24 protein-coding genes are annotated in these 21,424 nt (G+C 49.4%); 7 read left to right on the top strand and 17 right to left on the bottom strand.

All coding sequences use genetic code 11. The features are described 5' to 3' along the window. Positions 1-15 precede the first annotated feature (15 nt). Positions 16-438, bottom strand: coding sequence for a TerB family tellurite resistance protein (locus AWQ23_RS02820; protein WP_012306161.1), 423 nt, complete (start codon positions 436-438; stop codon positions 16-18). 242 nt (positions 439-680) lie between these two features. Between AWQ23_RS02820 and zds the strand changes: the two genes are divergently transcribed. Continuing rightward, positions 681-2,144 (top strand): 9,9'-di-cis-zeta-carotene desaturase, encoded by a 1,464-nt coding sequence (zds, locus tag AWQ23_RS02815; protein ID WP_062432308.1) that lies wholly within the window; start codon positions 681-683, stop codon positions 2,142-2,144. A gap of 199 nt (positions 2,145-2,343) precedes the next feature. On the opposite strand, the gene AWQ23_RS02810 is transcribed toward zds, so the two are convergent. From AWQ23_RS02810 to AWQ23_RS02800, 3 genes are all read right to left on the bottom strand, one after another. Next, positions 2,344-2,487: a high light inducible protein gene (locus AWQ23_RS02810; protein WP_030005805.1), complete on the bottom strand. Its 144-nt coding sequence runs from the start codon at positions 2,485-2,487 to the stop codon at positions 2,344-2,346. A 163-nt stretch (positions 2,488-2,650) separates the two neighbouring features. Further along, the gene (locus AWQ23_RS02805) at positions 2,651-3,280 is read right to left on the bottom strand and encodes a precorrin-8X methylmutase (protein WP_030005804.1); all 630 of its coding nucleotides are present in this window, start codon (positions 3,278-3,280) and stop codon (positions 2,651-2,653) included. A 222-nt stretch (positions 3,281-3,502) separates the two neighbouring features. Next, a complete protein-coding gene (locus tag AWQ23_RS02800) occupies positions 3,503-4,789 on the bottom strand; it encodes a D-alanyl-D-alanine carboxypeptidase (protein ID WP_071884943.1) in 1,287 nt (428 codons plus the stop codon). 146 nt (positions 4,790-4,935) lie between these two features. Here AWQ23_RS02800 and plsX point away from each other — a divergent pair, with 146 nt between their 5' ends. Beyond that, positions 4,936-6,033 carry a phosphate acyltransferase PlsX gene (gene plsX / locus AWQ23_RS02795; RefSeq protein ID WP_030005802.1) on the top strand — a complete coding sequence of 366 codons (1,098 nt, stop codon included), beginning with the start codon at positions 4,936-4,938 and terminating at the stop codon, positions 6,031-6,033. A 50-nt stretch (positions 6,034-6,083) separates the two neighbouring features. Then, positions 6,084-7,088, top strand: coding sequence for a beta-ketoacyl-ACP synthase 3 (locus tag AWQ23_RS02790; RefSeq protein ID WP_062432302.1), 1,005 nt, complete (start codon positions 6,084-6,086; stop codon positions 7,086-7,088). 34 nt (positions 7,089-7,122) lie between these two features. Here AWQ23_RS02790 and AWQ23_RS02785 read toward each other — a convergent pair whose 3' ends face one another. From AWQ23_RS02785 to AWQ23_RS02775, 3 genes are all read right to left on the bottom strand, one after another. Then, on the bottom strand, positions 7,123-7,506 hold the full coding sequence (locus AWQ23_RS02785; RefSeq protein WP_062432299.1) for a hypothetical protein: 384 nt from the start codon (positions 7,504-7,506) through the stop codon (positions 7,123-7,125). A gap of 31 nt (positions 7,507-7,537) precedes the next feature. After that, entirely contained in the window at positions 7,538-8,290 is a 753-nt protein-coding gene (locus AWQ23_RS02780) for a class I SAM-dependent methyltransferase (RefSeq protein WP_062432296.1), read from the bottom strand. A 108-nt stretch (positions 8,291-8,398) separates the two neighbouring features. After that, the gene (locus tag AWQ23_RS02775) at positions 8,399-9,685 is read right to left on the bottom strand and encodes a pitrilysin family protein (protein ID WP_062432293.1); all 1,287 of its coding nucleotides are present in this window, start codon (positions 9,683-9,685) and stop codon (positions 8,399-8,401) included. 110 nt (positions 9,686-9,795) lie between these two features. Between AWQ23_RS02775 and AWQ23_RS02770 the strand changes: the two genes are divergently transcribed. Further along, entirely contained in the window at positions 9,796-10,569 is a 774-nt protein-coding gene (locus tag AWQ23_RS02770; RefSeq protein WP_232308952.1) for a phosphatase PAP2 family protein, read from the top strand. Between the two features lie 24 nt (positions 10,570-10,593). Further along, positions 10,594-11,535, top strand: coding sequence for a GTPase Era (era, locus tag AWQ23_RS02765; RefSeq protein ID WP_062432287.1), 942 nt, complete (start codon positions 10,594-10,596; stop codon positions 11,533-11,535). 126 nt (positions 11,536-11,661) lie between these two features. Here the strand turns inward: era and AWQ23_RS02760 are convergent, their stop codons facing one another. Both AWQ23_RS02760 and rpsP read right to left on the bottom strand, forming a co-directional pair. Then, positions 11,662-12,090: a KH domain-containing protein gene (locus tag AWQ23_RS02760; protein ID WP_030007129.1), complete on the bottom strand. Its 429-nt coding sequence runs from the start codon at positions 12,088-12,090 to the stop codon at positions 11,662-11,664. Then, positions 12,090-12,332 carry a 30S ribosomal protein S16 gene (gene rpsP / locus AWQ23_RS02755; RefSeq protein WP_030007128.1) on the bottom strand — a complete coding sequence of 81 codons (243 nt, stop codon included), beginning with the start codon at positions 12,330-12,332 and terminating at the stop codon, positions 12,090-12,092. The genes AWQ23_RS02760 and rpsP overlap by 1 nt, the downstream gene beginning before the upstream one ends. 196 nt (positions 12,333-12,528) lie before the next feature. On the opposite strand from rpsP, the gene AWQ23_RS02750 reads away from it, so the two are divergent. Next, positions 12,529-13,125 carry a chorismate lyase gene (locus tag AWQ23_RS02750; RefSeq protein WP_030007127.1) on the top strand — a complete coding sequence of 199 codons (597 nt, stop codon included), beginning with the start codon at positions 12,529-12,531 and terminating at the stop codon, positions 13,123-13,125. Positions 13,126-13,212: 87 nt separating this feature from the next. Here the strand turns inward: AWQ23_RS02750 and AWQ23_RS02745 are convergent, their stop codons facing one another. The 6 genes from AWQ23_RS02745 to AWQ23_RS02720 all read right to left on the bottom strand — a co-directional run bounded on the left by AWQ23_RS02745 (position 13,213) and on the right by AWQ23_RS02720 (position 18,859). Next, complete coding sequence (locus AWQ23_RS02745) at positions 13,213-14,424, bottom strand: 4-hydroxy-3-methylbut-2-enyl diphosphate reductase (protein ID WP_062432284.1); 1,212 nt, start codon at positions 14,422-14,424, stop codon at positions 13,213-13,215. Between the two features lie 62 nt (positions 14,425-14,486). Next, positions 14,487-15,410, bottom strand: coding sequence for a Ycf66 family protein (locus AWQ23_RS02740; protein ID WP_062432281.1), 924 nt, complete (start codon positions 15,408-15,410; stop codon positions 14,487-14,489). 71 nt (positions 15,411-15,481) lie between these two features. Further along, positions 15,482-15,760, bottom strand: coding sequence for a cell division topological specificity factor MinE (minE, locus tag AWQ23_RS02735; protein ID WP_012306146.1), 279 nt, complete (start codon positions 15,758-15,760; stop codon positions 15,482-15,484). Between the two features lie 79 nt (positions 15,761-15,839). Next, positions 15,840-16,640 carry a septum site-determining protein MinD gene (minD, locus tag AWQ23_RS02730; RefSeq protein ID WP_012306145.1) on the bottom strand — a complete coding sequence of 267 codons (801 nt, stop codon included), beginning with the start codon at positions 16,638-16,640 and terminating at the stop codon, positions 15,840-15,842. Between the two features lie 64 nt (positions 16,641-16,704). Next, complete coding sequence (gene minC / locus AWQ23_RS02725) at positions 16,705-17,625, bottom strand: septum site-determining protein MinC (RefSeq protein ID WP_062432278.1); 921 nt, start codon at positions 17,623-17,625, stop codon at positions 16,705-16,707. 64 nt (positions 17,626-17,689) lie between these two features. Continuing rightward, the gene (locus AWQ23_RS02720) at positions 17,690-18,859 is read right to left on the bottom strand and encodes a pyridoxal phosphate-dependent aminotransferase (RefSeq protein ID WP_062432275.1); all 1,170 of its coding nucleotides are present in this window, start codon (positions 18,857-18,859) and stop codon (positions 17,690-17,692) included. A gap of 218 nt (positions 18,860-19,077) precedes the next feature. Here AWQ23_RS02720 and AWQ23_RS02715 point away from each other — a divergent pair, with 218 nt between their 5' ends. Next, positions 19,078-20,199, top strand: coding sequence for a histidinol-phosphate transaminase (locus tag AWQ23_RS02715; RefSeq protein ID WP_062432272.1), 1,122 nt, complete (start codon positions 19,078-19,080; stop codon positions 20,197-20,199). A 10-nt stretch (positions 20,200-20,209) separates the two neighbouring features. Here the strand turns inward: AWQ23_RS02715 and AWQ23_RS02710 are convergent, their stop codons facing one another. Continuing rightward, complete coding sequence (locus AWQ23_RS02710; RefSeq protein ID WP_012306141.1) at positions 20,210-20,515, bottom strand: hypothetical protein; 306 nt, start codon at positions 20,513-20,515, stop codon at positions 20,210-20,212. Then, positions 20,512-21,387 carry an MBL fold metallo-hydrolase gene (locus AWQ23_RS02705; protein ID WP_062432269.1) on the bottom strand — a complete coding sequence of 292 codons (876 nt, stop codon included), beginning with the start codon at positions 21,385-21,387 and terminating at the stop codon, positions 20,512-20,514. Before AWQ23_RS02705 ends, AWQ23_RS02710 begins: the two co-directional genes overlap by 4 nt. Between the last annotated feature and the right edge of the window lie 37 nt (positions 21,388-21,424).

Below are 21,424 nucleotides of genomic sequence, written 5' to 3'. Positions count from 1 at the left end.
CGTGGCAGGGTTCGGTTAGTTCATCTCGGCGATCGCCCCTTTGTAGAGTTTTTGGATGGACTTGATCACCCGCTGAAAAGGAGAGTTTGCGTGCTGGGACTCCGGCGCTAGAGATTGCAAGCGATTAAGCAATTTCGCCTCTTCCGTTTCAATTTGACTATCGCTGTAGACCATGTGGCTAACCGCATCGAGCAGTTCTTGGTATTCCGCCTCGTTGGTATGGTCATCAATGTATTCTTCAACGAGACGGTAACAATCCTCTGGTTTAACAGGAACCGCCTCACATAACAAAGCCCGAATATCCGGATCTTGGGAGAGATTTTTTTGATCTGCAATTTGGTGGAGATATTGACGTTCTTCTACCTGGATTTCGCCGTCGATCCAAGCGGCACTAAAAAGAATTTTAAAAAGTTGTTTGTTTTTATCTGCCGTCTGCATGGGGGGTCCTCCCGAATCAGTGGGGAAAGTAATGGGCCAAAACCTTCTTGATTGTCTCTACCCTAAACTCCCCGTCTTGTGACCCCGAATTTTCTGTTGAATATCTTAAACATTCTGACTTGAACTTTTCCTGAACCTGCACCGATTCAACCAGAAAGAAAGGCGATCGCCCCGAAGAGACCCCCACCAATCGTTTACAATAATTAATACTTTTTTGAGAATCAAACCGTAGGACAAAAGTAATGCGTGTAGCAATCGTTGGAGCAGGCCTCGCCGGACTCAGCACCGCCATTGAACTGGTCGATGCAGGCCATGAAGTCGAAATCTTTGAAGCTCGCCCCTTTGTCGGTGGAAAAGTCGGCAGTTGGGTTGACAAAGACGGCAATCACATCGAAATGGGCCTCCATGTCTTCTTCGGTTGCTACTACAACCTATTTGCCCTGATGGAAAAAGTCGGTGCCGGCAATAACCTCCGCCTCAAGGAACACACCCACCAATTCATTAACGAAGGGGGCAAAATTGGCGAACTCGACTTCCGTTTTCCTGTCGGTGCTCCTTTCCATGGTCTCAAAGCCTTTTTTACCTCTTCTCAACTTTCGGCGATCGACAAAGCCGCCAATTCCCTTGCCCTCGGCACCAGTCCCATCGTTCGGGGTCTGATCGACTTTGACGGTGCTATGAAAACCATCCGTGACCTCGATAAAATCAGCTTTGCCGATTGGTTCCGGAGCCATGGCGGTAATGACGGCAGTCTGAAAAAAATGTGGAATCCGATCGCCTATGCCCTTGGTTTTATCGACACCGAAAATATCTCCGCTCGCTGCATGTTGACCATCTTCATGTTCTTCGCCGCAAAAACTGAAGCCTCAGTGCTGCGGATGCTCGAAGGCTCTCCCCACGAATATCTCCACAAACCGATTGTCAACTACCTCGAAGCCCGGGGCACCAAGATTCATACCCGCCATCGGCTTACCGATGTCAACTACACCTTAGAAGGACAATCCAAAATTGATGGCATCGTCATTAACAACGGTGAAACTACCGAGACCATCACCGCCGATACCTATGTTTTTGCCCTTGATATCCCTGGTATCCAGCGCATTATTCCCGAAGCTTGGCGTCAATGGTCGGAATTTGACAACATCTACAACCTCGAAGCTGTGCCTGTCGCCACTGTGCAATTACGCTTTGACGGTTGGGTAACAGAACTCAACGACCCCGAAAAACGTAAACAACTCCAAGAAGCGGTCGGTATTGATAATCTGCTCTACACCCACCAAGCCGATTTTTCCTGTTTTGCCGATTTAGCTCTCGCCAGTCCCGCCGATTACTACAAAGAAGGTGAAGGTTCTCTTATGCAATTGGTTTTGACGCCCGGCGATCCATTTATCAAAAAGAGCAATGAAGAAATCGCCCAGCACGTCTTGGCCCAGGTACATAAACTCTTCCCTTCTTCCCGAGAGCTCAATATGACTTGGTCAAATGTCGTCAAACTCGCCCAGTCCCTTTACCGAGAAGCCCCCGGCATGGATGTGTATCGCCCAGCCCAAGCGACGCCCATCAACAATTTATTCTTAGCCGGAAGCTATACCCAGCAAGACTACATCGACAGCATGGAAGGCGCAACAATTTCCGGTCGCCAAGCAGCAGCAGCAATCCTCCGTACCGTCGAAGAACCACGCGAGAAAACCCCTGCGGTTGTGTAGGATGAAACTACTGCGGCATTATTGCAACTGAAAAAATTGTCCACCAAGCCTCCTGATACCAATAGAACGGGGGCTTTTTAATTGTTTTCTGACAAAAAACAAAAAAAGAGAGGAATTCAATCCTCTCTCAAACTTTTAAGTGCTTTTTTAACAATCAATTTGTGATAACTGATCCTGGAATGTCGTCAGTTCTCAGAAATTACATGAGGCCGAGTTGTGCCAGAATACCTTTTCCGGTTAGGAGCTCAGTCAAAAGACCGATTACGAAACCGAGCATTGCTAGGCGACCGTTCCAGTTTTCAGCGAAGGCGCTAAAACCAAATTTGCTTTCTTGATTTTCCATAATTTATTTCCTCAGAAGAATCTTGACGTATATAGTTGTTTTCTAGTCAACCAGTTGATACTTAATTTAACAAAAGTACAGATATCTTGCAACGTTTTGTTACTTGCTTAAAGGGGAATTTCTTCGAGGATTGAAACGAAAACAGGGCTGGAACTCTTTTCCTTCAAGGGTTTTCGCCTACATCTTGTCCGTAGGCTTTCCATGACAAACTAATCAAACCATTGATAATCGCCACGGCAACGGTCGCGCCACCTTTACGACTTTGCATGCAAATGTGTGGAATCGCCGCTTCTTCTAAATACTTTTGGGGCGCTGTGCCTGTCAGAAAATTAGCAGGAGTAAAAATGACCAGCGCAGGGCGAATGATGCCTTTTTTGACTAAAGTGACCAGACTAGACAGGGCGGTTTGGGATTGGCCAATGACAAAAATTGCTTCTGGATAACGGCGCGCCAGGGTTTCCATGCCCCAAGCGGTTTTTGTCTTTTCCCGTTGGGGGCGGGTGAGGGTATCGGCGCTACAGTAAACGGGATTGGCGAAGGAATTTTGAAGCTGCTCTGTGATGCCTACACGAACCATCGGAGCATCGACGATGATCGTACCGCGAGCGGCCAGGGCCGCTGCACCAGCCTGGAGGGCGTGTTCTGAAAAGTGAATCAGTTGGGCATACTCAAAGTCAGCGGTACAGTAAATGACCTGACGCACAATTTCATATTCGGCAGGGGAAAAGGAGTGTTTGCCAATTTCGCGATCAATGAGGGCTAAACTTTGGGCGTCGGTCAGATGCCATTCCATCATATTTTGTACTGCCTAGGCGTTGTTGGGCTCTGTTCGGTAGTCCTCCACAATTTTGACATACCCGAAAAGCCACTAGAGTAGTTCTCCGGGAAAAATTAACTTGACATTAGTTTCATTGCAAAGCGCCTAAATATCTTGATGGGTAAGTGTTTCGGCATTATTCGGACAGTTTTTTATCTGGGCTTGAAATTCTGGAAGTAATGATTGGGTCTTTGGTTTTTAATTGCCTTGAATGCGTTCGGGATTGCCGAAATAGTCTGGGGGAGATTTTTGAGTTGAGTCAACGGGGGGAATCACCGGCCACTGCTCACTTAGGGTTTGTAGGAGTTGATCCTGTTGTTGTCGATAGCCGCTAACGTCCCAGGTGCCGTTATTGATAATGGCAAACCAGACATTGCCTTGGGTTTGGGTTGGCATAACCCCAGCGAGGGCACTGACTTGGTTGAGGGTGCCCGTTTTAAAGGCGATGCCTGGGGGAATGGTGCGGTTATTGACGGTGCCGCCGCGATCTTGGCCTGCAATGGGTAGGAGATCGAATACGGTAAAGGGTTGTCCTTGGAGTTTGCTGTCGATGGCTTGGAGCATTGCTACGGCAGCCCGGGGGGAGATTTTGTTTTCGACGCCGAGGCCAGATCCGTTAATGAGCTGGATTTCTGAAGTTGGAATATTTAGGCTTTGGGCAATGTCTGTTCCCATGGCTGGGCCACCGTTTAGGTTTTGGGCGATCGCCTCGGCTACGGCATTGTTGCTGTAGAGATTCATTTGTTTGAGGATGTCGGCCAGGGTTAAGGATTGATGGCTAAGGACGAGGGTTGCACCATCGGGTAGGGCTTGGCGAGCAAGGATTTTTCCGGCGATCGCCACCTGGGGACGAGACGGACGCGGTGACATCTGTTGATATTGGGTTTCGATGGTGTCGTTCCAGGCGCGTTGATCAAGGGCGAGGCGCAAACTGTCCCCAGAGGTGGCAGGCTCGGCGACATAATTCATCATGAAGTCACCGACAATAATTAAATCTCCTTCAATTTGACGAATTCCCGCTTGATTTAGGGCATTTCCCAGGGCGATCGCCTCTTCCCAAACAAATAAAGGATCGCCCCCTGCCTCAATAATCAAATCTCCCTGAACTAGGCCATTAGCCACCGTCCCCGTTGTGTAAACACGGGTGGTAAAGCGATGGGTCAACGGCCACTGCTCCAAGGCCGCTAGGGTAGTCGCAATTTTCGTTAGTGAAGCTGCCGACAGAGGTTGATTTCCCTGGTGGTTCCCCAGGGTTGACCAGGCTGATTCTAGCCAAATGCCCTGTAACGTTGGATCTTTGCCGCCAGAATCTAATTGCGCTAAGTATCGATCCACAATGGTTTGGGTATTGGTGTCCTGTTGGTAGCGAATCTCGAAGAGGCCCGCTTCTTGCCATTGCAAGCTTGCGTAGGAGGCGATCGCCAAATCCGTGCCATCCCCTTGCTGAAAAAAGCCCAAAAAACCCAAAGTTAACCCATTTAACATACCGTAAACCCCCATTGATCCCCGTCAATGCAAAATCACAATCGAAATTTGGGTCAATGATATCAACATCAAAATCTTCTCAGCCGTGACTTCAGTGACCCAACAGGCTTCTGGTAATATGTTGAAGGCTTCTATTCCTGATAAAAATGTCATCGACACGCGCAAAAATAGCCGTAGACGCTATGGGGGGAGATTATGCTCCAGACGAAATCGTTGCTGGGGCGATCCGAGCCGTAGAAGAACTCAATGTAGAAGTTTTTCTAGTCGGTGACCCTGTCCGCATTCAAAAGTATTTAGACGAACATTCATCTCCAGCCAACCAGTTTCTCCATGTGGTAGAAGCCGAAGGAGTGGTGGAAATGTGCGAAGAACCCCTCGTGGCCATTCGGCGCAAGCCCAAAGCGTCAATTAATTTATCGATGCAGCTTGTCCGTAAAAAACAAGCCGATGCCGTCGTTTCGGCGGGGCATTCTGGGGCGGCGATGGCTGCGGCTCTTTTGAAATTAGGTCGCATTAAGGGCATTGATCGGCCTGCAATTGGTGCCGTATTTCCGACCCTGGATCCCGAACGCTCGGTGATCGTGCTTGACGTGGGAGCGAATGTTGATAGTCGTCCGAAATATCTGGAGCAGTTTGCCCTGATGGGGACTATTTACAGCAAGTATGTCCTGGGGAACCGGGAACCACAGGTGGGCTTATTGAATATTGGTGAGGAGCCTTCCAAGGGCAACGAACTGGCCCTAAAAACCCACGAACTATTGAGTAGTAACCCTGCAATTCCTTTCAAGGGGAACGCCGAAGGACGAGATGTGCTGTCCGGTGAGTTTGATGTGGTGGTCTGCGATGGTTTTACAGGGAATATCCTCCTAAAGTTTGCAGAATCAGTCGGCGCAGTACTCCTACAAATCTTAAAAGAAGAATTACCCCGTGGTCTGCGGGGCAAGCTGGGGGCGGCGGTATTAACTCCAAACCTCAAAAGGATTAAGCAACGTATTGATCATGCGGAACACGGTGGCGCACTGCTATTTGGAGTGGCTGGGGTGTGTATCATTAGCCACGGTAGCTCGAAGGCACCGTCTATTTTTAATGCGATTCGTTTAGCTAAAGAAGCAATTGACAACCAGGTAATCCAACGGATTCAAAATTACACGGAGGAACACCAAGCTCTGCTTGAGCAGCAAACGAACTCCACCACCACACTCTCTGAAGTGGCATCCAGTGCCATGATAGAAAAAAGCGAGTGAATGAATTACTATCAGATGAATCATCTCCGAGGAAGGAAGGGAGTCGAGCATTGAAATTTGATGGGGCAGGTATTGCCATTACAGGAAGTGGCTCTGCCACACCAAAAGCAGTCATCCATAATGATGATCTGAGTCAGTTGGTAGAGACTTCAGACGAGTGGATTCGCACTAGAACGGGGATCGCAAATCGTCATTTACTTCCAGAAGATAGTAGTTTGAGTGAATTGGCGGCAGAGGCGGCAAAAAAGGCGATCGCCGCCGCCCATTTACACCCAGAAGAAATTGATTTGATTATCCTGGCGACTTCCACGCCGGATGATTTATTTGGCAGTGCCGGGAAAGTGCAGCAGTTGATCGACGCGAAAAATGCCACCGCCTTTGATCTGACGGCGGCCTGTTCTGGGTTTGTGTTTGGTTTAGTAACAGCAGCCCAGTATATTCGGACGGGCACCTTTCAAAAAATTGTTGTGATTGGTGCCGATGTGTTGTCCCGGTGGGTGGACTGGGGCGATCGCACCACCTGTGTATTGTTCGGCGATGGCGCTGGGGCCGTGGTTTGTCAGAGCAGCCCCCAGGATCAGTTGCTCGGCTTTGAGATGTACAGCGACGGTAGCCAAAACGAATGCCTGAATCTTGCCTACGACGGGCATCCCAAATATTTAATCCATGATGTGTCAATTCAAAAAGGTGGCTATCGAGCAATCACCATGAATGGGCGCGAAGTCTACCGGTTTGCGGTGGCGAAAGTGCCGGAAGTCATTGAAAAAACCCTATTTCGGGCAGGTCTCACCACAGAAGATATTGATTGGCTCATCCTCCACCAGGCAAACCAACGAATTATTGATGCCGTGGCAAAACGCTTAAAGCTGCCTTCAGAAAAGGTAATTGCCAATCTCCAGGAATATGGAAACACTTCGGCGGCTTCGATCCCCATTGCCCTCGATGAAGCGGTGCGGGCTGGCAAAATCAAACCGGGTCAAACGGTAGCCACTTCTGGCTTTGGGGCGGGTCTCTCTTGGGGATCGGCAATCTTTAAATGGGGAATGCCTCATTAGTGAAAGAAAAAGGAGATCGCCGCTTTTAAAAAGATTACTTGAGTAAAAATATTACGCTTGGGCAAAACAACAAAACAAGCATACCAATGCCTAAGAAATTACCTTTAAGTAGGTTGAAATCATCCACAATTTTTTGCCACGGTAATCGAAATACAACTCTGCCAAAGTACAAATCCAAAGACAACATCACCATAACCCAAATCAAGCCAATGCCAGCACACTCAAGCAGATTTTGAGGCTTGATCCAAGGCAAGCAAAAGTAGGCAATCAAGGTAAAAAGAAAGATTCCTGAGCAGAGGCTAATATTTTTTCCTTTGCGGCGGCCAAACTTTTTCTGGAGATACCTAACGCGCAAGTTGCCATTAATAATTTCTCCAAAAGCAATTAGAATCCCAACTAAAAAGGCTCTAAACATCATAGGTCATTGGCCTGAAGTGAAAACAATTTATTTAATTCAATTTTCTGGCAATATATACTCCATAACTGTAATAGGCTTTGTATTGTTCATATAATTCAATTTCGTGCGTTTCCATTGCAACAATACTGTGAGCATTTTCACTATGATTGTTTCGTTTCAGAAAATCTTGAAAACGCGCCTGCATCGGTTGGTAATAATTTTCTAACCAACAACGTTCTGGCAAAACAAAATAACCGATTGGTGAGTAGCCGTGCTCTTCGAGTAAAGCAAACTTTGCAGAGGCTAGATCAATTTCTGGATATTCAACTTCCCAATATTTTTGAATTTCTATCGGACGAAAATTTGTAAGCCAAGTGATTTCTGAAACGACCAATAATCCACCTGGTTTTAGGTAACGGTGCCAATCTTTGATCCCTTTTTCAAAGCCGATATTATAGATTGCTCCCTCAGACCAGATTACGTCAAATTCTGCATCATTAAAGGGCAAATTTTCCATGGAGCAGCACAGGGTCGATACTTTCTCAGAAAGTTCCTTTTGTTTTGCTCTCGTTTCAAGGACTTCGAGAAAATCCGGGAGGAAATCGACTGCGGTAATCTGCGCGTTTAATTGTTCCGCAAGTACCAATGTCGAAGCCCCTGTCCCGCAACCGATATCAGCAATTTTTAAGGGAGCAGTTTTATCTATTCCCAACAGATCAAGGGCAAGTTTAGTTTCTGGATTTCCCCCAGGCCCTTGACGTTCAGCATTTTTATGTAAGTCGATTAAAAGTTGATAGTCTGCCACTGCCTTGTCCTAATCCACGGGTTTATTCCCTCAGGATATCGTCCGTACTACCAACTTATTTCAACAAGCAAAATATTCTTAAAGAAAAGACTGATATCCTTTCAAAGTTTAGGCAGGTGGCATCAGGGTAACAATGCCATAAGCTTTGGGATTGAGATATTTTTGTACAGATTGTTGAATGGTTTCGAGGGTAATGGCTTGGAGTAATTCCGGATAATTTAAAGCGGGTTCGAGATCCCGTAATAGCGAGTAATAGTAACCGTATAAATTGGTGCGATCGCTGGGCCGTTCATTCCCAAAAATAAAGCGATTAGCCACTTGAGTTTTCACCCGCTCTAATTCGTTGGGCAAAATAGAAGCGGTACGAATGGTTTGAATTTGTTCAAGGATCGCCGCTTCTACCGCGGGAATATTTTCGCTTGGTAATTGGGCAGAAATATAGAAAACGCCCTGTTGTTTTTGGGTGAAGTTACTAACGCTGATTTGAGTCACTAGACCTCTTTTTTCCCGGAGATCCTGCACGAGGCGCGAGACTTTACCTTGCCCTAACACCGTCGCCAAAATATCGAGGGCATAGGTTTCTTCTAAATCCGTTAGCCCCGGCACGCGCCACATCATCACTAAACGGGCTTGCTGTAGACCTTCATCTTCATAATGACGACGCACAATATTTTGAAAAGGGGCTTCGGGAGAGTGATCGTCAAAGGTGGGAACGGTTGCTGTGGGTTGGGATTGATACAGTTTATCGAAGGCTGTGGCGACTAATTCAATCAGGCGATCGCCTTCTAGATTTCCGGCAACGGCGGCAGTCATTCGTTGGGGTTGGTACCAAAAGCCGTGGAAATCCCGCATTTGTTGGGCTTGAAGATTTTCAATCACCTCACTAGGGCCGAGCACCGGACGACGGTAGGGCAACCGCTCAAATCCCGTCTCAATGGCGCGGAAATAGGTGCGACGGCGGGGATTGTCCTCAGAACGACGAATTTCTTCGAGTACCACCTGGCGTTCCCGCTCAAAGGCAGCATCGGGAATGCTAGGATTTAGCACCACGTCTAGTTGGAGGGGCGCAAGTTCCGCAAAATCCTGGGGGGCACAGGTAATGTAATAGTGGGTGTATTCTTGGCTAGTGGCGGCGTTGGTGACGGCGCCCTTGGCTTCGATGCGTTGTTCAAATTCCCCATTGCCCAACTTTGGTGTACCTTTAAACACCATATGCTCTAAAAAATGGGCAATCCCGTTGATACTATCGGCTTCCACCGCAGAGCCAATATTCAGCCACATATTCAGGCTCACCGCCTCCACAGGCACTTGCTCGGCAATGATCGTTAAGCCGTTGGGGAGAGTTTTGATCGTCGGTTGGTTGAGGCGTGGTGTGGGAACGAGGATAGAGGTCATGCGGTGAATCGTTGGCAATTCAAAGTTTTTCGTGTTTTTACTTTAACGCAATGTTGGTCATCGAGTTTTTACAGAAGGTTTTTGGGGAAAGGTTTTTAGGCTTTTTTCTGGTGGTAACCCATTTGGGGGGCGAAGCGATTTATATTTTGTTGCTGAGTTTGTATTATTGGCTACTAGATCCCCGTCAGGGTCGGCTACTAACCCTCATTTTGACCCTGAGTGTGATCAGTAATATTGTTCTGAAAAATGCCTTTGCCTTGCCCCGTCCCTATGTGGTTAATCCGGCGGTAATTACCCCAGAAGCGTTTCATACGGAGGGTAGTTTTAGTTTTCCCAGCGGCCATGCCCAGGGGATCACGACATTTTGGGGGGCGATCGCCTGGTTACATCAAAAGATCTGGCTGTGGTTGGTGGCGATCGCAATTATTGTTTTAGTCTGTCTCTCGCGCTTATATTTGGGCGTTCATTTTCCGGTGGATGTGGCCGCTGGGATACTCTTAGGAATTTTTTGGATTAGCGTTGGCCTGTGGCTCGACGGGATGATTCCCTTACCGAATTATCAGTGGTGGCAAAAAATTAGCTTTTGGGGTCTGGGGGGATTGGTGGCGATCGCCTTGCCGGGATTAGCAGATTTACTGGGAATTTTCTGCGGTTTTTTGGTGCTTCCAAGTTTTACCTTTACGCCGCCCCAGGGCTACCGCGACAAAATAATGCTCGGATTCGGCGGGTTGGTGATCCTAATTCTCAGTTATCTCTTGCTGAAAGGAGCGAGTCTTGTGCTGCCCCCAATTGGCCTGGTGAACTATGGGCGCTATTTGGCGATCGCCCTCATCGTTACAGAAGGTATCCCCCGTCTCTGGCAACGCCTCCACCCAGTAAGATAAAAACACGCCACATCGCACAAATTCATGACCCAAGACTTTGATCTCAACCCGACTATTCCCGTCGCCCCCGCCGATTTTCGCTCTGGTTTTGTTGCCCTGATCGGTCGTCCCAATGTGGGCAAATCCACCCTGATGAATCAACTGATCGGTCAAAAAGTGGCGATCACCTCCCCCGTCGCCCAAACCACCCGCAATCGTCTGCGCGGCATCCTCTCCACTGACCAAGCGCAAATTATTTTTGTCGATACCCCTGGGATTCATAAGCCCCACCACGAGCTGGGGAAAATTTTGGTCAAAAACGCCCGCAGTACCGTTGGGGCCGTAGATTTAGTGGTGTTTATCGTTGATGGTGCGGTTCCCTTGGGTAAAGGCGATCAATTTATCGCGGATTTTTTGGTCAAAACCGAAGCCAAGGTGATCCTTGGGGTCAACAAAATCGACCAACGCCCCGACAAGCGCCCGGAGATTTTTGCCTCCTACCAAGCCCTTGCCACCCAAAACCATTGGCAACTCCAAGAATTTTCGGCCCTCGCTGGCGATCGCCTCCCCGAACTCCAAGACAAACTTATTCAGGCTCTCGATCCTGGCCCCTACTACTACCCCCCCGACCTCATTACCGACCAGCCCGAACGCTTTATTATGGCCGAACTAATCCGGGAACAAATTTTGCTCCACACCCGCCAGGAAATTCCCCATTCCGTAGCGATCGCCATCGAACAAGTCAATGAAGGGGAAGAAATTACTGAAGTCCGTGCCGCCATCAACGTCGAACGCAATTCCCAAAAAGGAATCATCATCGGCAAAAAAGGGGCCATGCTTAAAACCATTGGCACCGCCGCCCGTCAGCAAATCCAAAAACTGATCGCCGGTAAAGTTTATCTCGAACTCTTCGTTAAAGTTCAACCCAAATGGCGCCAATCCCGCACCCGCCTCGCCGAACTTGGGTATCGCCTCGAAGATAACTGAACCGTCCAAACTGAAGCCTAGGCATAGCAGTACCAATAACAAAGACTCCAAACCAAAGGGCGACTGGAGTCTCAGGAAGCATCCACCAGGGATACCGTTTCAATTTTGTCGCAACGCAAAAATAGCCTAACCCTCGTCGGAGTTCCGCAACTGGGGGCTGGGCTTCGGCGTGCGGGGCCGTCGGGAAGTGCGACCACGCCGACCGTCTTCCCTTCTACCACGAGAAGAACCAGAGGAACGCTCTCTCTGGCCACCATTGCCATCATGGCTACCGTACACATCCAAGGAAATTTTTTGCTGAGGATTGGTGGCAGCCCCATTGAGTACGGTTTCAATGGCCCGTAGATTTCGGCCGCCACGCCCAAAGACCTTTCCCTTATCCTCTTGCTCAAAAGCAACACGGATCAAAACCCGGTTGCTACTCGATAGCTGTTCGCAATCTATCGCCAGGGATTGGGGGTCATCAAGCAATGGCTCTAGAAGAAATTTGGTTAATTTTTCGTAGTTTGCCGTTGCCGAATGGGATGCACTAGACAGATCGTCTAAATTAGACATTAAACTTGGTCGAATACTTTAGCTTTTTCGAGGAGGTCACGCACTGTGTCTGTCGGTTGAGCACCTTCTTTGAGGCGCTTCACGATCGCCGGCACATTCAGGCGAGTTTCATCGGTACGGGGATTATAAAATCCGAGTTCTTCTAGGGGACGACCATCGCGGCGGCTGGTGCTTTGGGCAGCCACAAGACGATAGCTAACTTCTCTTTTCTTACCAAAACGCTTTAGACGGAGCTTTACCATTTGTTTTAACTGTGAAAAACTTCTATAGAAATAACTATAACAGAGCCAATATACTATCAAAACATAAGCACTGGGGGATGTCAATTTGCCCTGGTTACAGTGAGAACCCCAGCGGCAGGGTGGGCAAGAATTGTTTATGATCAGTTTAGTTGAAGTTTTGTGAAGAATCTTGACTCTAGCACTCAATTCTCCGTTTTTGGCAACGTCTAAAGAGCGTCAGTGGCACTGTTTAGAACCCATCTGGCAAGGGGGGATGGCCGAAGTACAAAAGGGACTCCCCCACAGCCAACTCGCCCCGCCCTGGCAAATTTTGCTCTTGGGGGATGGTTCGCCGACCCGCCATTTGGGTCTGCTGACACGGGAAAAAATTGAGGTCGATGTGATCGATATGTCCCCCATTGGTACGGATAATGATGGGGCACCGAGTTTGATTTCTGCGATTCCAACACCCCATTTACGCCGTCAGGTGTGGTTGCGAACGGCGGGGGGACAACGTTTAGCCTATGCAACGTCCTGGTGGGATGCGAACCATGTGGATGATTATTTGCAAAATCGCAGTTTGCCCATTTGGGAGAGTTTGTCACGGCTCCACACGGAACTGTACCGGGATATTCAAGGAATTTATCTGGGGCGATCGCCAATCCTAGAAGCCGCTTTTCAGGAAGAAGGGCCTTTTTGGGGCCGCCATTATCTGTTTTGGCATGATGGTAAACCCTTAACTTTGATTTATGAGGTGTTTTCGCCCTATTTGCGCAAATATTTAGGACAACCGAGCCAGGAATTTCCCCAATAAAAAAATCCCCATCCCCAGGCGATCGCCAGCAGTAGGACGGGGTAAATATTTCTTACGTTTGCGGATGTTTAACGGTGCCTGAAAAAGTTAGACCAAGGCCGCTGGTTGGGCTTTTTCGGCAAAGATTTTCGCAATGACGTCTTCAACGACTTTGTCGGGGGTAGACGCGCCGGAAGTCACACCAATTTTTAGTTTGCCAGCCGGGAGCCAATGGGTTTGGGTCGTGATTTCACCATCGAGGGGTTTGTGGGCAATGGTGTTATTCCCTAAAAGGCGATCGCCGCTGTCGATGTGATAGGAAGGGATATTGCGCTCGACGGCGATTTCCTGGAGGTGGGTGGTATTGGAAGAATTGAAGCCACCGATGACGACCATCAGATCTAAATCTTTTTCCACGAGGTCAAACATCGCATCCTGCCGCTCTTGGGTGGCATCACAAATCGTATTGAAGCTCATGAAGTGGTCATTAATTTCCGTCGGGCCAAATTTTTCGAGCATCGTCTGTTCAAACAGTTTGCCCATTTGTTCCGTTTCGCTCTTGAGCATGGTGGTTTGATTCGCCACGCCCACACGGTCTAGATCTTTGTCAGGGTCAAACCCTTCGGAATAGGCGTTTTTAAACTTGTCGAGAAAAGCTTGGCGATCGCCCCCGTGGAGAATGTAATTCCGCACATATTCTGCTTCTGCTAGATTCAGCAGAACGAGGTAAGTACCAGCAAAAGAGCTAGTGGCTACCGTTTCTTCGTGCTTATATTTGCCGTGGATAATGGAAGTGTAATTTTTCTTTTTGTGCTTCTCAACGGAATTCCACACCTTAGAAACCCAAGGGCAGGTGGTATCCACAATCGTACAGCCACGGTCATTAAGCAGTTGCATTTCTTGCACCGTCGCCCCAAAGGCCGGCAAAATCACCACATCGCCGTTTGCCACGCCACTAAAATCTTTAGCGCCATCAACCACTTCAATAAAATGAACATTCATCTCCTTGAGGCGATTATTCACCGAAGGATTGTGGATAATTTCGTTCGTCACCCAGATTTTTTCCGTAGGGAAATGCTTACGGGTTTCGTAGGCCATCGCCACTGCTCGTTCTACCCCCCAACAAAAGCCAAACGCCTCCGCCAGGTAAATGGTGACATCACCACGGGTTAACTCATAGTTGTTGTCACGGATCTCTTGGATCAGGCTACTTTGATACTCGCTGGTCATCATGCCAGCCACTTCATCTTTATGGCCAAATCCTTGGCGATAGTAATTTTCAGAGTGATTTAGGGAACGTTTAAAGGCTTTGGTATCCATAGGGCACGGGAGATCAACGATACGCTTCAGTCAAAGATCATAGCGAATTCTTGGGGCGATCCCTAATCTTTGGGAGTATCTTCGGTTTTGGAGGTTTCGTCTAACTCAGGAGAAACCTCTGTTTCCGCCTGGGTTGCTGCTTCGGCAGCTTCAGCCTGGGGGTTCTCTAGCGAGGAAGCTTCGTCGGTGACATCATTAACAGCAGTGTTTGACTCAGACGCATCTTTTTCTTCGGCAAAAATTTGCTCAATATCTTTGTCTCCTGCTGATGCACTGGTTTCCGTTGGGGCTGCGGTAGATGCGGTTTTACGTCCAAATAGCCGACCGAAGGAAAATCCTTTTTTAGAGGGTTGTGCCGTAATCGGTGGATCGGTGATGGCGTCGCTTTCTGTTTCTGGGGTGTCGGATACTTCCGTGGGTGTCTCAGAAGCTTCTTCTGGCGAGGGAACGGGCTTTGTAGAGTCAGCTTTGTCTAAATCTTTTGAGGTAGAGGGCGTTGCTGGTTCTGGGGTCGGCTTTTCAGCTTCGGGAGACGTAACTGGGGCCGTTTCAGGAGACTCAAATGGTGTAGAGGTTTCTGGAGCTTCCTTTGCAGGGTCAGTAGTTTTAGAGGAATCGGAGGAAGATTTTTTCGGTGTTTTGGTGGCTGAGGTCGGCGCGACTTTTGGTTTTTTAAAACGATCTTTGACGTAGCCAACCAGGGAAACTTTGTCGAGGTTGGGGATTTTACTGGGATCGGCGATCGCCTGGCGGAGTCGGAGGGTTTCCCAAGCAAACCAACCGAGGAGAATTACACTGGCCAATTGCCCCAACAGGATGGCTCCGGCCATTTGCCCGGCACAGACCCAAAGGACGAGGGCGTAGAAAAGACCAACAGTGCTCCAAAAAAAGTCATCTTGGCGGTGGAGTTTCGGGAAAATAAAGGCAGTCAGAAATAGCAACCCGCTCCCCAGGGCAACGGCGATCGCCAAAATTTGTGCCAACATGACCAACAACTCCTACTGATGCTAACTGCTTGCCCTATTGTGCCAGAATCATCGGATCTTCGCGTAAAAAACTATTCTAGGGAACGAATATCCCGTACTCGACGAATCGGTAGATTTGCCACCAAAGCCGTCATCCGGTCACTACTCGAAAGGTCGAACTCCATTTCCTCTGGATCCACCTCGACGTATTTAGCGACGACGGCCAAAATTTCCTGGCGCATCTCCTCGACTTTTTCGGGGCTGAGGCCCACCCGGTCGTGGGCAATGACCAGCTTGAGGCGTCGTTTTGCTTCGTCACTGCTCTTGGGAGACTGCCAATGGAGCAGCTTTTCAAGTAATTCCTGGATCATGACTCATTACAAAGGGAAACATTAATTAGATTTCAGCATAGAGGGGTATGAGGGCGATATTCCGCATCAGAGACAGCAGTTAACTGGCAAAGATCCGGCGAATTTTGGCAAGGAATCCCTCTTGGTTGGCCATTAGGTTTAACAGGGGCACTTTTTCCCCCTCTAGACGGCGGGCAATATTCATAAACGCGGTGGCAGGGAGGTCATTTTGTTTGTCTCCTAGCACCAACGGTTCGCCCCGGTTACTGGAAACAATCACTTGTTTATCGTCGGGAATAATCCCCAGGAGCGGAATGGCGAGAATTTCGAGGACATCCTCGACGCTCATCATTTCATTTTGCTTGACCATTTCTGGTTTGAGACGATTCACAATGAGGCGCGTCCGTTTAATGCCATAGGCTTCTAAAAGACCCACAACCCGGTCTGCATCACGCACAGCAGCCACTTCGGGGGTTGTGACAATCAGTGCTTCCCTCGCGGCGGCGATCGCATTCCGAAAACCCATCTCGATGCCCGCCGGACTGTCCACCAAAATATAATCAAAAGCTTTATTCAGCCGCATAATGAGTTGTTTCATCTGGGTGGGAGTGACGGATTCTTTATTCCGGTTTTGGGCCGCTGGCAGGAGGACGAGACCATTTTGCCGTTTGTCCTTCACAAGGGCTTGTTCGAGGCGACATTCTCCGGCGATCGCCTCAATGGCCGTATAGACAACGCGATTTTCTAAACCCAAAAGTAAATCCAGGTTTCGCAGACCAAAGTCCGCATCGACCAGGGCCACTTTTTTGCCGAGCTTGACCAAGGCCGAACCGAGGTTGGCGGTACAGGTACTTTTGCCGACGCCTCCTTTTCCGGAGGTCACAACGATAACGCGACTCATAGACTTCTGGGTGGATAAATAATTCAATAAGCTTACGACATAGCCACGGGTTGCGGCAGCTTAGCTACGATATTACAGGTAAGAGGGGATCAGATGTTTCCTGCCAATGCTGTTGATCGGCTTGGTATTGGTAGTTTTTCGAAAATTTGAGGGCCGGGGCTAGACGAATTCCCTCTTGGGTCAGATAGGCCACCTCTGGCTTTCGTTGCTCAACGGCTTGCGGAGCTGCACGGGCGACAACATCGGCAATGCGCAGTTGGGTCGGCTCCATTTGCAACGCCATAATCCGTCCCGTGCGATCGCCTTTTGCACCAGCATGGGCAACTCCCCGCAAACAACCCCACACCACAATATCTTTGTCCGCAACGATACTTCCCCCTGGATTGACATCCCCTGTGACAATCACCGAACCGGGATAGACGATTTCAACTCCGGAGCGGACGGTTTGGTCAATGTACAACACCTCCGGTTCTTTATCGGGGGCCAAGAGCGGTTTTAACTTGAGAGGAACATCCGCCAACAGTTGATTCGGGGGATCTTGATCAACGCTATAGCCTGCTGTCGCCGCGGCGATCGCCGTTTGCCGTCGGTTGGTGTAAATGCGTTTGAGCTTTAGGTCGTGGGGCTTGAGTAGGTCAGCCAGTTCCTGGAGTTGACGGCCCCCTACCAGTTGATTTTGAGCGATTAAGTGAACGTGGGCGACTGGAAAATCAGCAGCAGCCTGCAACTGCTCCCGAAAATTGGCCCAGATTGTGTCCCAAGCCTCAATTTCATAGGTCTGGGTGGTGGGTAAGACTAGGGTGAGGTGGTCAGCTTCAAGGCCAAACTGCAACTCCGGGGTCGCCATGGCTGCTTCTGGCTCTTTTGGGTTGAGATCATCACGTTCCGTAACAATCTCCGGAGTCGCGCTTTCACTGGAGTTAGAAGAAAACTCCGTCGATGTTGAGTCGGGATTGGGGAGAGTGTGATCGTCAAGCTCGGCCATAAAGTCAATTAGAAATTCACCCCTGATTTATAGCAGTAAGCACTGGGCTTCGGCAAAATTCTACTTACCTTGAGAGGAACTGGAGAAATTTACCGAGACGGGACATTCCCTTTTCAATGGTGCTGAGATCTGTGGCGTAGGACAGACGAATACAGCGGTCATTGCCAAAGGCTACCCCAGGGATCGCCGCCACCTGCTGTTCAGCGAGGAGTTGTTTACAAAAACTGAGGGAATCGAGACCGTAGGCGCTGATATCCACAAAGAGATAAAAGGCGCCGTCGGGGGACGGACAACTCAAACCCGGTAGATCTTGAATCGTCCCCAGCATCACTTCTCGACGCTTACTAAAGGCAGTCAACATTTCCTGGACACAATTAAGCCCTCCTTCCAAAGCGGCGATCGCCCCGTATTGGGCAAAAGTACAAACGTTGGAGGTGCTGTGGCTCTGGATCGTGGTCATGCCCTTAATTAGTTCCACCGGCGCGGCAATGTAACCCAAGCGCCAGCCCGTCATCGAAAACGCCTTCGCGAAGCCATTACAGGTAATCGTCAGGGGAAAAATTTCATCATTCACGGAACCAATACTCTGGTGAACAGCATTCCCGTAAAGAATTTTTTCGTAGATTTCATCGGCCACCACCAACACTTGTTTTTCCACTAAAACCTGGGCGATCGCCGCTACCTCTGCTGGACTGTAGACGGCCCCGGTGGGATTAGAAGGGGAGTTGAAAACGAATAATTTCGTTTTGTCGGTAATCGCGTTGCGCAGCTGATCCGGGGTGATTTTGTAGCCCGTTGCTGCTGTGGTTTCCACAAAAATCGGGGTGCCGCCCGCTAAAATTACCATTTCTGGATAGCTCAACCAGTAGGGGGTCGGGATAATCACCTCATCCCCCGGTTCAATGAGAGCCATCATCAAACCATAGAGGGCGTGCTTGCCGCCATTGGTGACGATCACATTTTCGGGGCTGTAAGGGAGATTATTTTCTGTCTGTAATTTTTTGGCGATCGCCTGACGCAGGGCCGGTTCTCCGGGGGCAGGGCCATATTTGGTTTTTCCCGCATCGAGGGCGGCTTTGACAGCGGTTTTAATGTGATCAGGGGTGTCGAAATCTGGTTCTCCAGCACTAAAGCTGCACACGTCAATCCCATCCGCCTTCATGGCCTTTGCTTTTGCGGAGATTGTGAGGGTAATCGAAGGCTTGATTTGACCGACTCTGGCTGCCAATTTCATGGTGATTTGCGTTTAGATAGGAAGTGGAAAACGTGAAATAACGGTGCAGGAAAATTCCCAATTTTTAGGCTAAGGCGACTCCCCACCGCACCAACGTTATTTTTACATAACGCAACCTTAAACTTATGATCGATTTCACAGATTGATTACATTTCATTTGCGTTCGTTTCAATGCCCTTGGGGAATTGATTTTCATTCTTCTTTTTTGCACAGCACCTATGTCCTTTTTGCGTTCTGACTTGGCCCAACTCAAAGCCTATGTGTCCCACCCCGGTGGCCCGGTAAATACGCCGGTAGATATTCTCGACACCAATGAAAGTCCCTACGATCTCCCAGCGGATCTCAAGGAAATTCTGGCTCAACATTATCAAAATCAAATTGCCACAAACCGCTATCCCGACGGGGGCCATGGGGCGCTCAAGGAAGGCATTGCCGACTATGTGAATCGTTCTGGGCAGTTGACCGGGGATCTTCAAGCGGCTCACATCTCCGTGGGAAATGGTTCCGATGAGTTGATCCGCTCATTGTTAATTGCCACTTGCCTGGGCGGGGAAGGGTCGATCCTGGTGGCCGAACCCACCTTCTCGATGTACCGCATTTTGGCGCAAACTTTGGGAATTCACACCGTGGCGATCGCCCGACAGCCGGAAGATTTTAGCTGGGATCTTGCGGCGGCCCAAAACGCCATTGACCAACCCCAAGGGGCACCGGTGCGGGTGGTGTTTGTGGTGCATCCCAACTCTCCCACGGGCCAATGTCTCACGGCAGCAGAAATTAGCTGGCTCCAGTCTTTGCCGCCGGATATTCTCGTGGTGGTGGACGAAGCCTATTTTGAATTTAGTCAAAAAACTTTGGTGGCAGAAGTCCTACAGCGGCCCAACTGGGTGATCCTGCGGACATTCTCGAAGGCGTTCCGATTGGCAGCCCTGCGGGTGGGCTATGCCGTGGGCAGTTTAGAAATTATCCAAGCCCTCGAAAAGGTACGCCTCCCCTATAATTTGCCTAGTTTTTCCCAGGCGGCGGCCCGACTCGCCCTCGACCATGGCGATCGCCTGTTGGAAACCATTCCCGAAGCTCAACAGGAACGGGGGAAACTTTACCAAGCGTTAGGGCAACTGCCGAATGTCCGGGTGTGGCCGAGCGATGCGAATTTCCTCTATGGTCGCCTCCAGCCAGCGATGGAACCCCAGGCGGAAGCCTTAGCAAACCTCGTCGAAACTCTGAAAAATCAGGGGACGTTAATTCGACACACGGGGGGCGGCCTGCGGATTAGTGTAGGAACACCAGCGGAAAATCAGCGCACTTTAACCCGGTTAACGGATTATCTCCAGGCTTTGTAAACAGGTAATTTCAGAGGCGACGTCGCACAAAGATTAACGCCCGGAGGAGTTGTTGGAGCAGCTTAATCTGGGCGATGACTTGCTGCCCTTGCTGTTTTTTCATCTGGATCTGTTGGGTGGTGGCGGGGATCACGTCCGCTTGTTGTATTAAATCTTCCACGACAATTTTGATTTTGCGTTCGTTGAGGGCGAAACGGTGGCGACTGAGGCGTAGATCCTGGTGCCAACGGCGAACTTTTCGCCAGAGAATATAATTCACCCCGATGAGACAAAGATTACTGGCGATCGCCACCAACCAGAAAAACGTTACGCTCATGCCACGGACTCCATCCACTGAATACAAGCTTTTAAATCTTGGTGTAGGGTTGCGCTGTCGGCCTGGTAGCGGCGGCCATGGCCCGGCAAAATCCAGGTGATCGGGTAGGAGAGGAGTTTTTTCATCGATTCAATTTGCGCTGTCCAAGAATACCAACAGTGATTCCGAAAGCCCGTCAAATGACCCAGCCGCGCCGAAAAAGCCAGGTGATCCCCGGTAAAAAGATATTGATCGCGGTAGAGCAACACTGCATGGCCTTCGGTATGGCCCGGCACAGGAATAATTAGGCAGTCCTTGAGAAAGGGGATTGGTTCCGTGCCTTCGAGAACGGTTTCTACAGCTTTTGTTCCCTCCCGGAGATCAGCCTGGTGCAAGAGGCGATCGCAACCGAAATGATCATGGAATTTTTGGTGATCGGCCACATCATCCCGGTGGGTCAAAAACAAATATTTTACCCCTCCCAGGGCTTCTAGTTGCTTCACCAGTGAGGGTTGAAACCGAGGGGAATCCACGAGAATATTCCCCTCTGGATGCCGGATAAAATAGCTGGCGGCCCCAAAGGATTTGCGCGAGTGATAGCCGCAGTAATAGATATTTTCGACGATGGGCAGGGGAAATTCTGCCTGGATTGCAGGAAGATCTTTGGGGACGGTTTCGGTGGCGATCGAGGCCGTTGGACAGGCTAATAAAGCTTGGAGAGCCGCCCGTCTTTGGTCAGGGGTTTGGGGCTGGTGGTAGACGGCGGATTGCCCATCCTGACGGTTGAAAATCTCTGGACTGAGCCAACGGCAAGTATCACAGTCGATGCAACTACTGTCCACATAAAAGTCACCGGGCACATTTTGCGATCGCCGCTGGTGTTGGGTAGCCATGGATCTTTTCCCCCTGAACTTTCTGATGGGATCTTAA

The sequence above is a fragment of the Picosynechococcus sp. PCC 73109 genome (assembly GCF_001521855.1).
Lineage (GTDB): Bacteria > Cyanobacteriota > Cyanobacteriia > Cyanobacteriales > MRBY01 > MRBY01.
The sequence above is the reverse complement of the archived record's forward strand: the minus strand, read 5'-3'. Positions and strand labels throughout refer to the sequence as shown.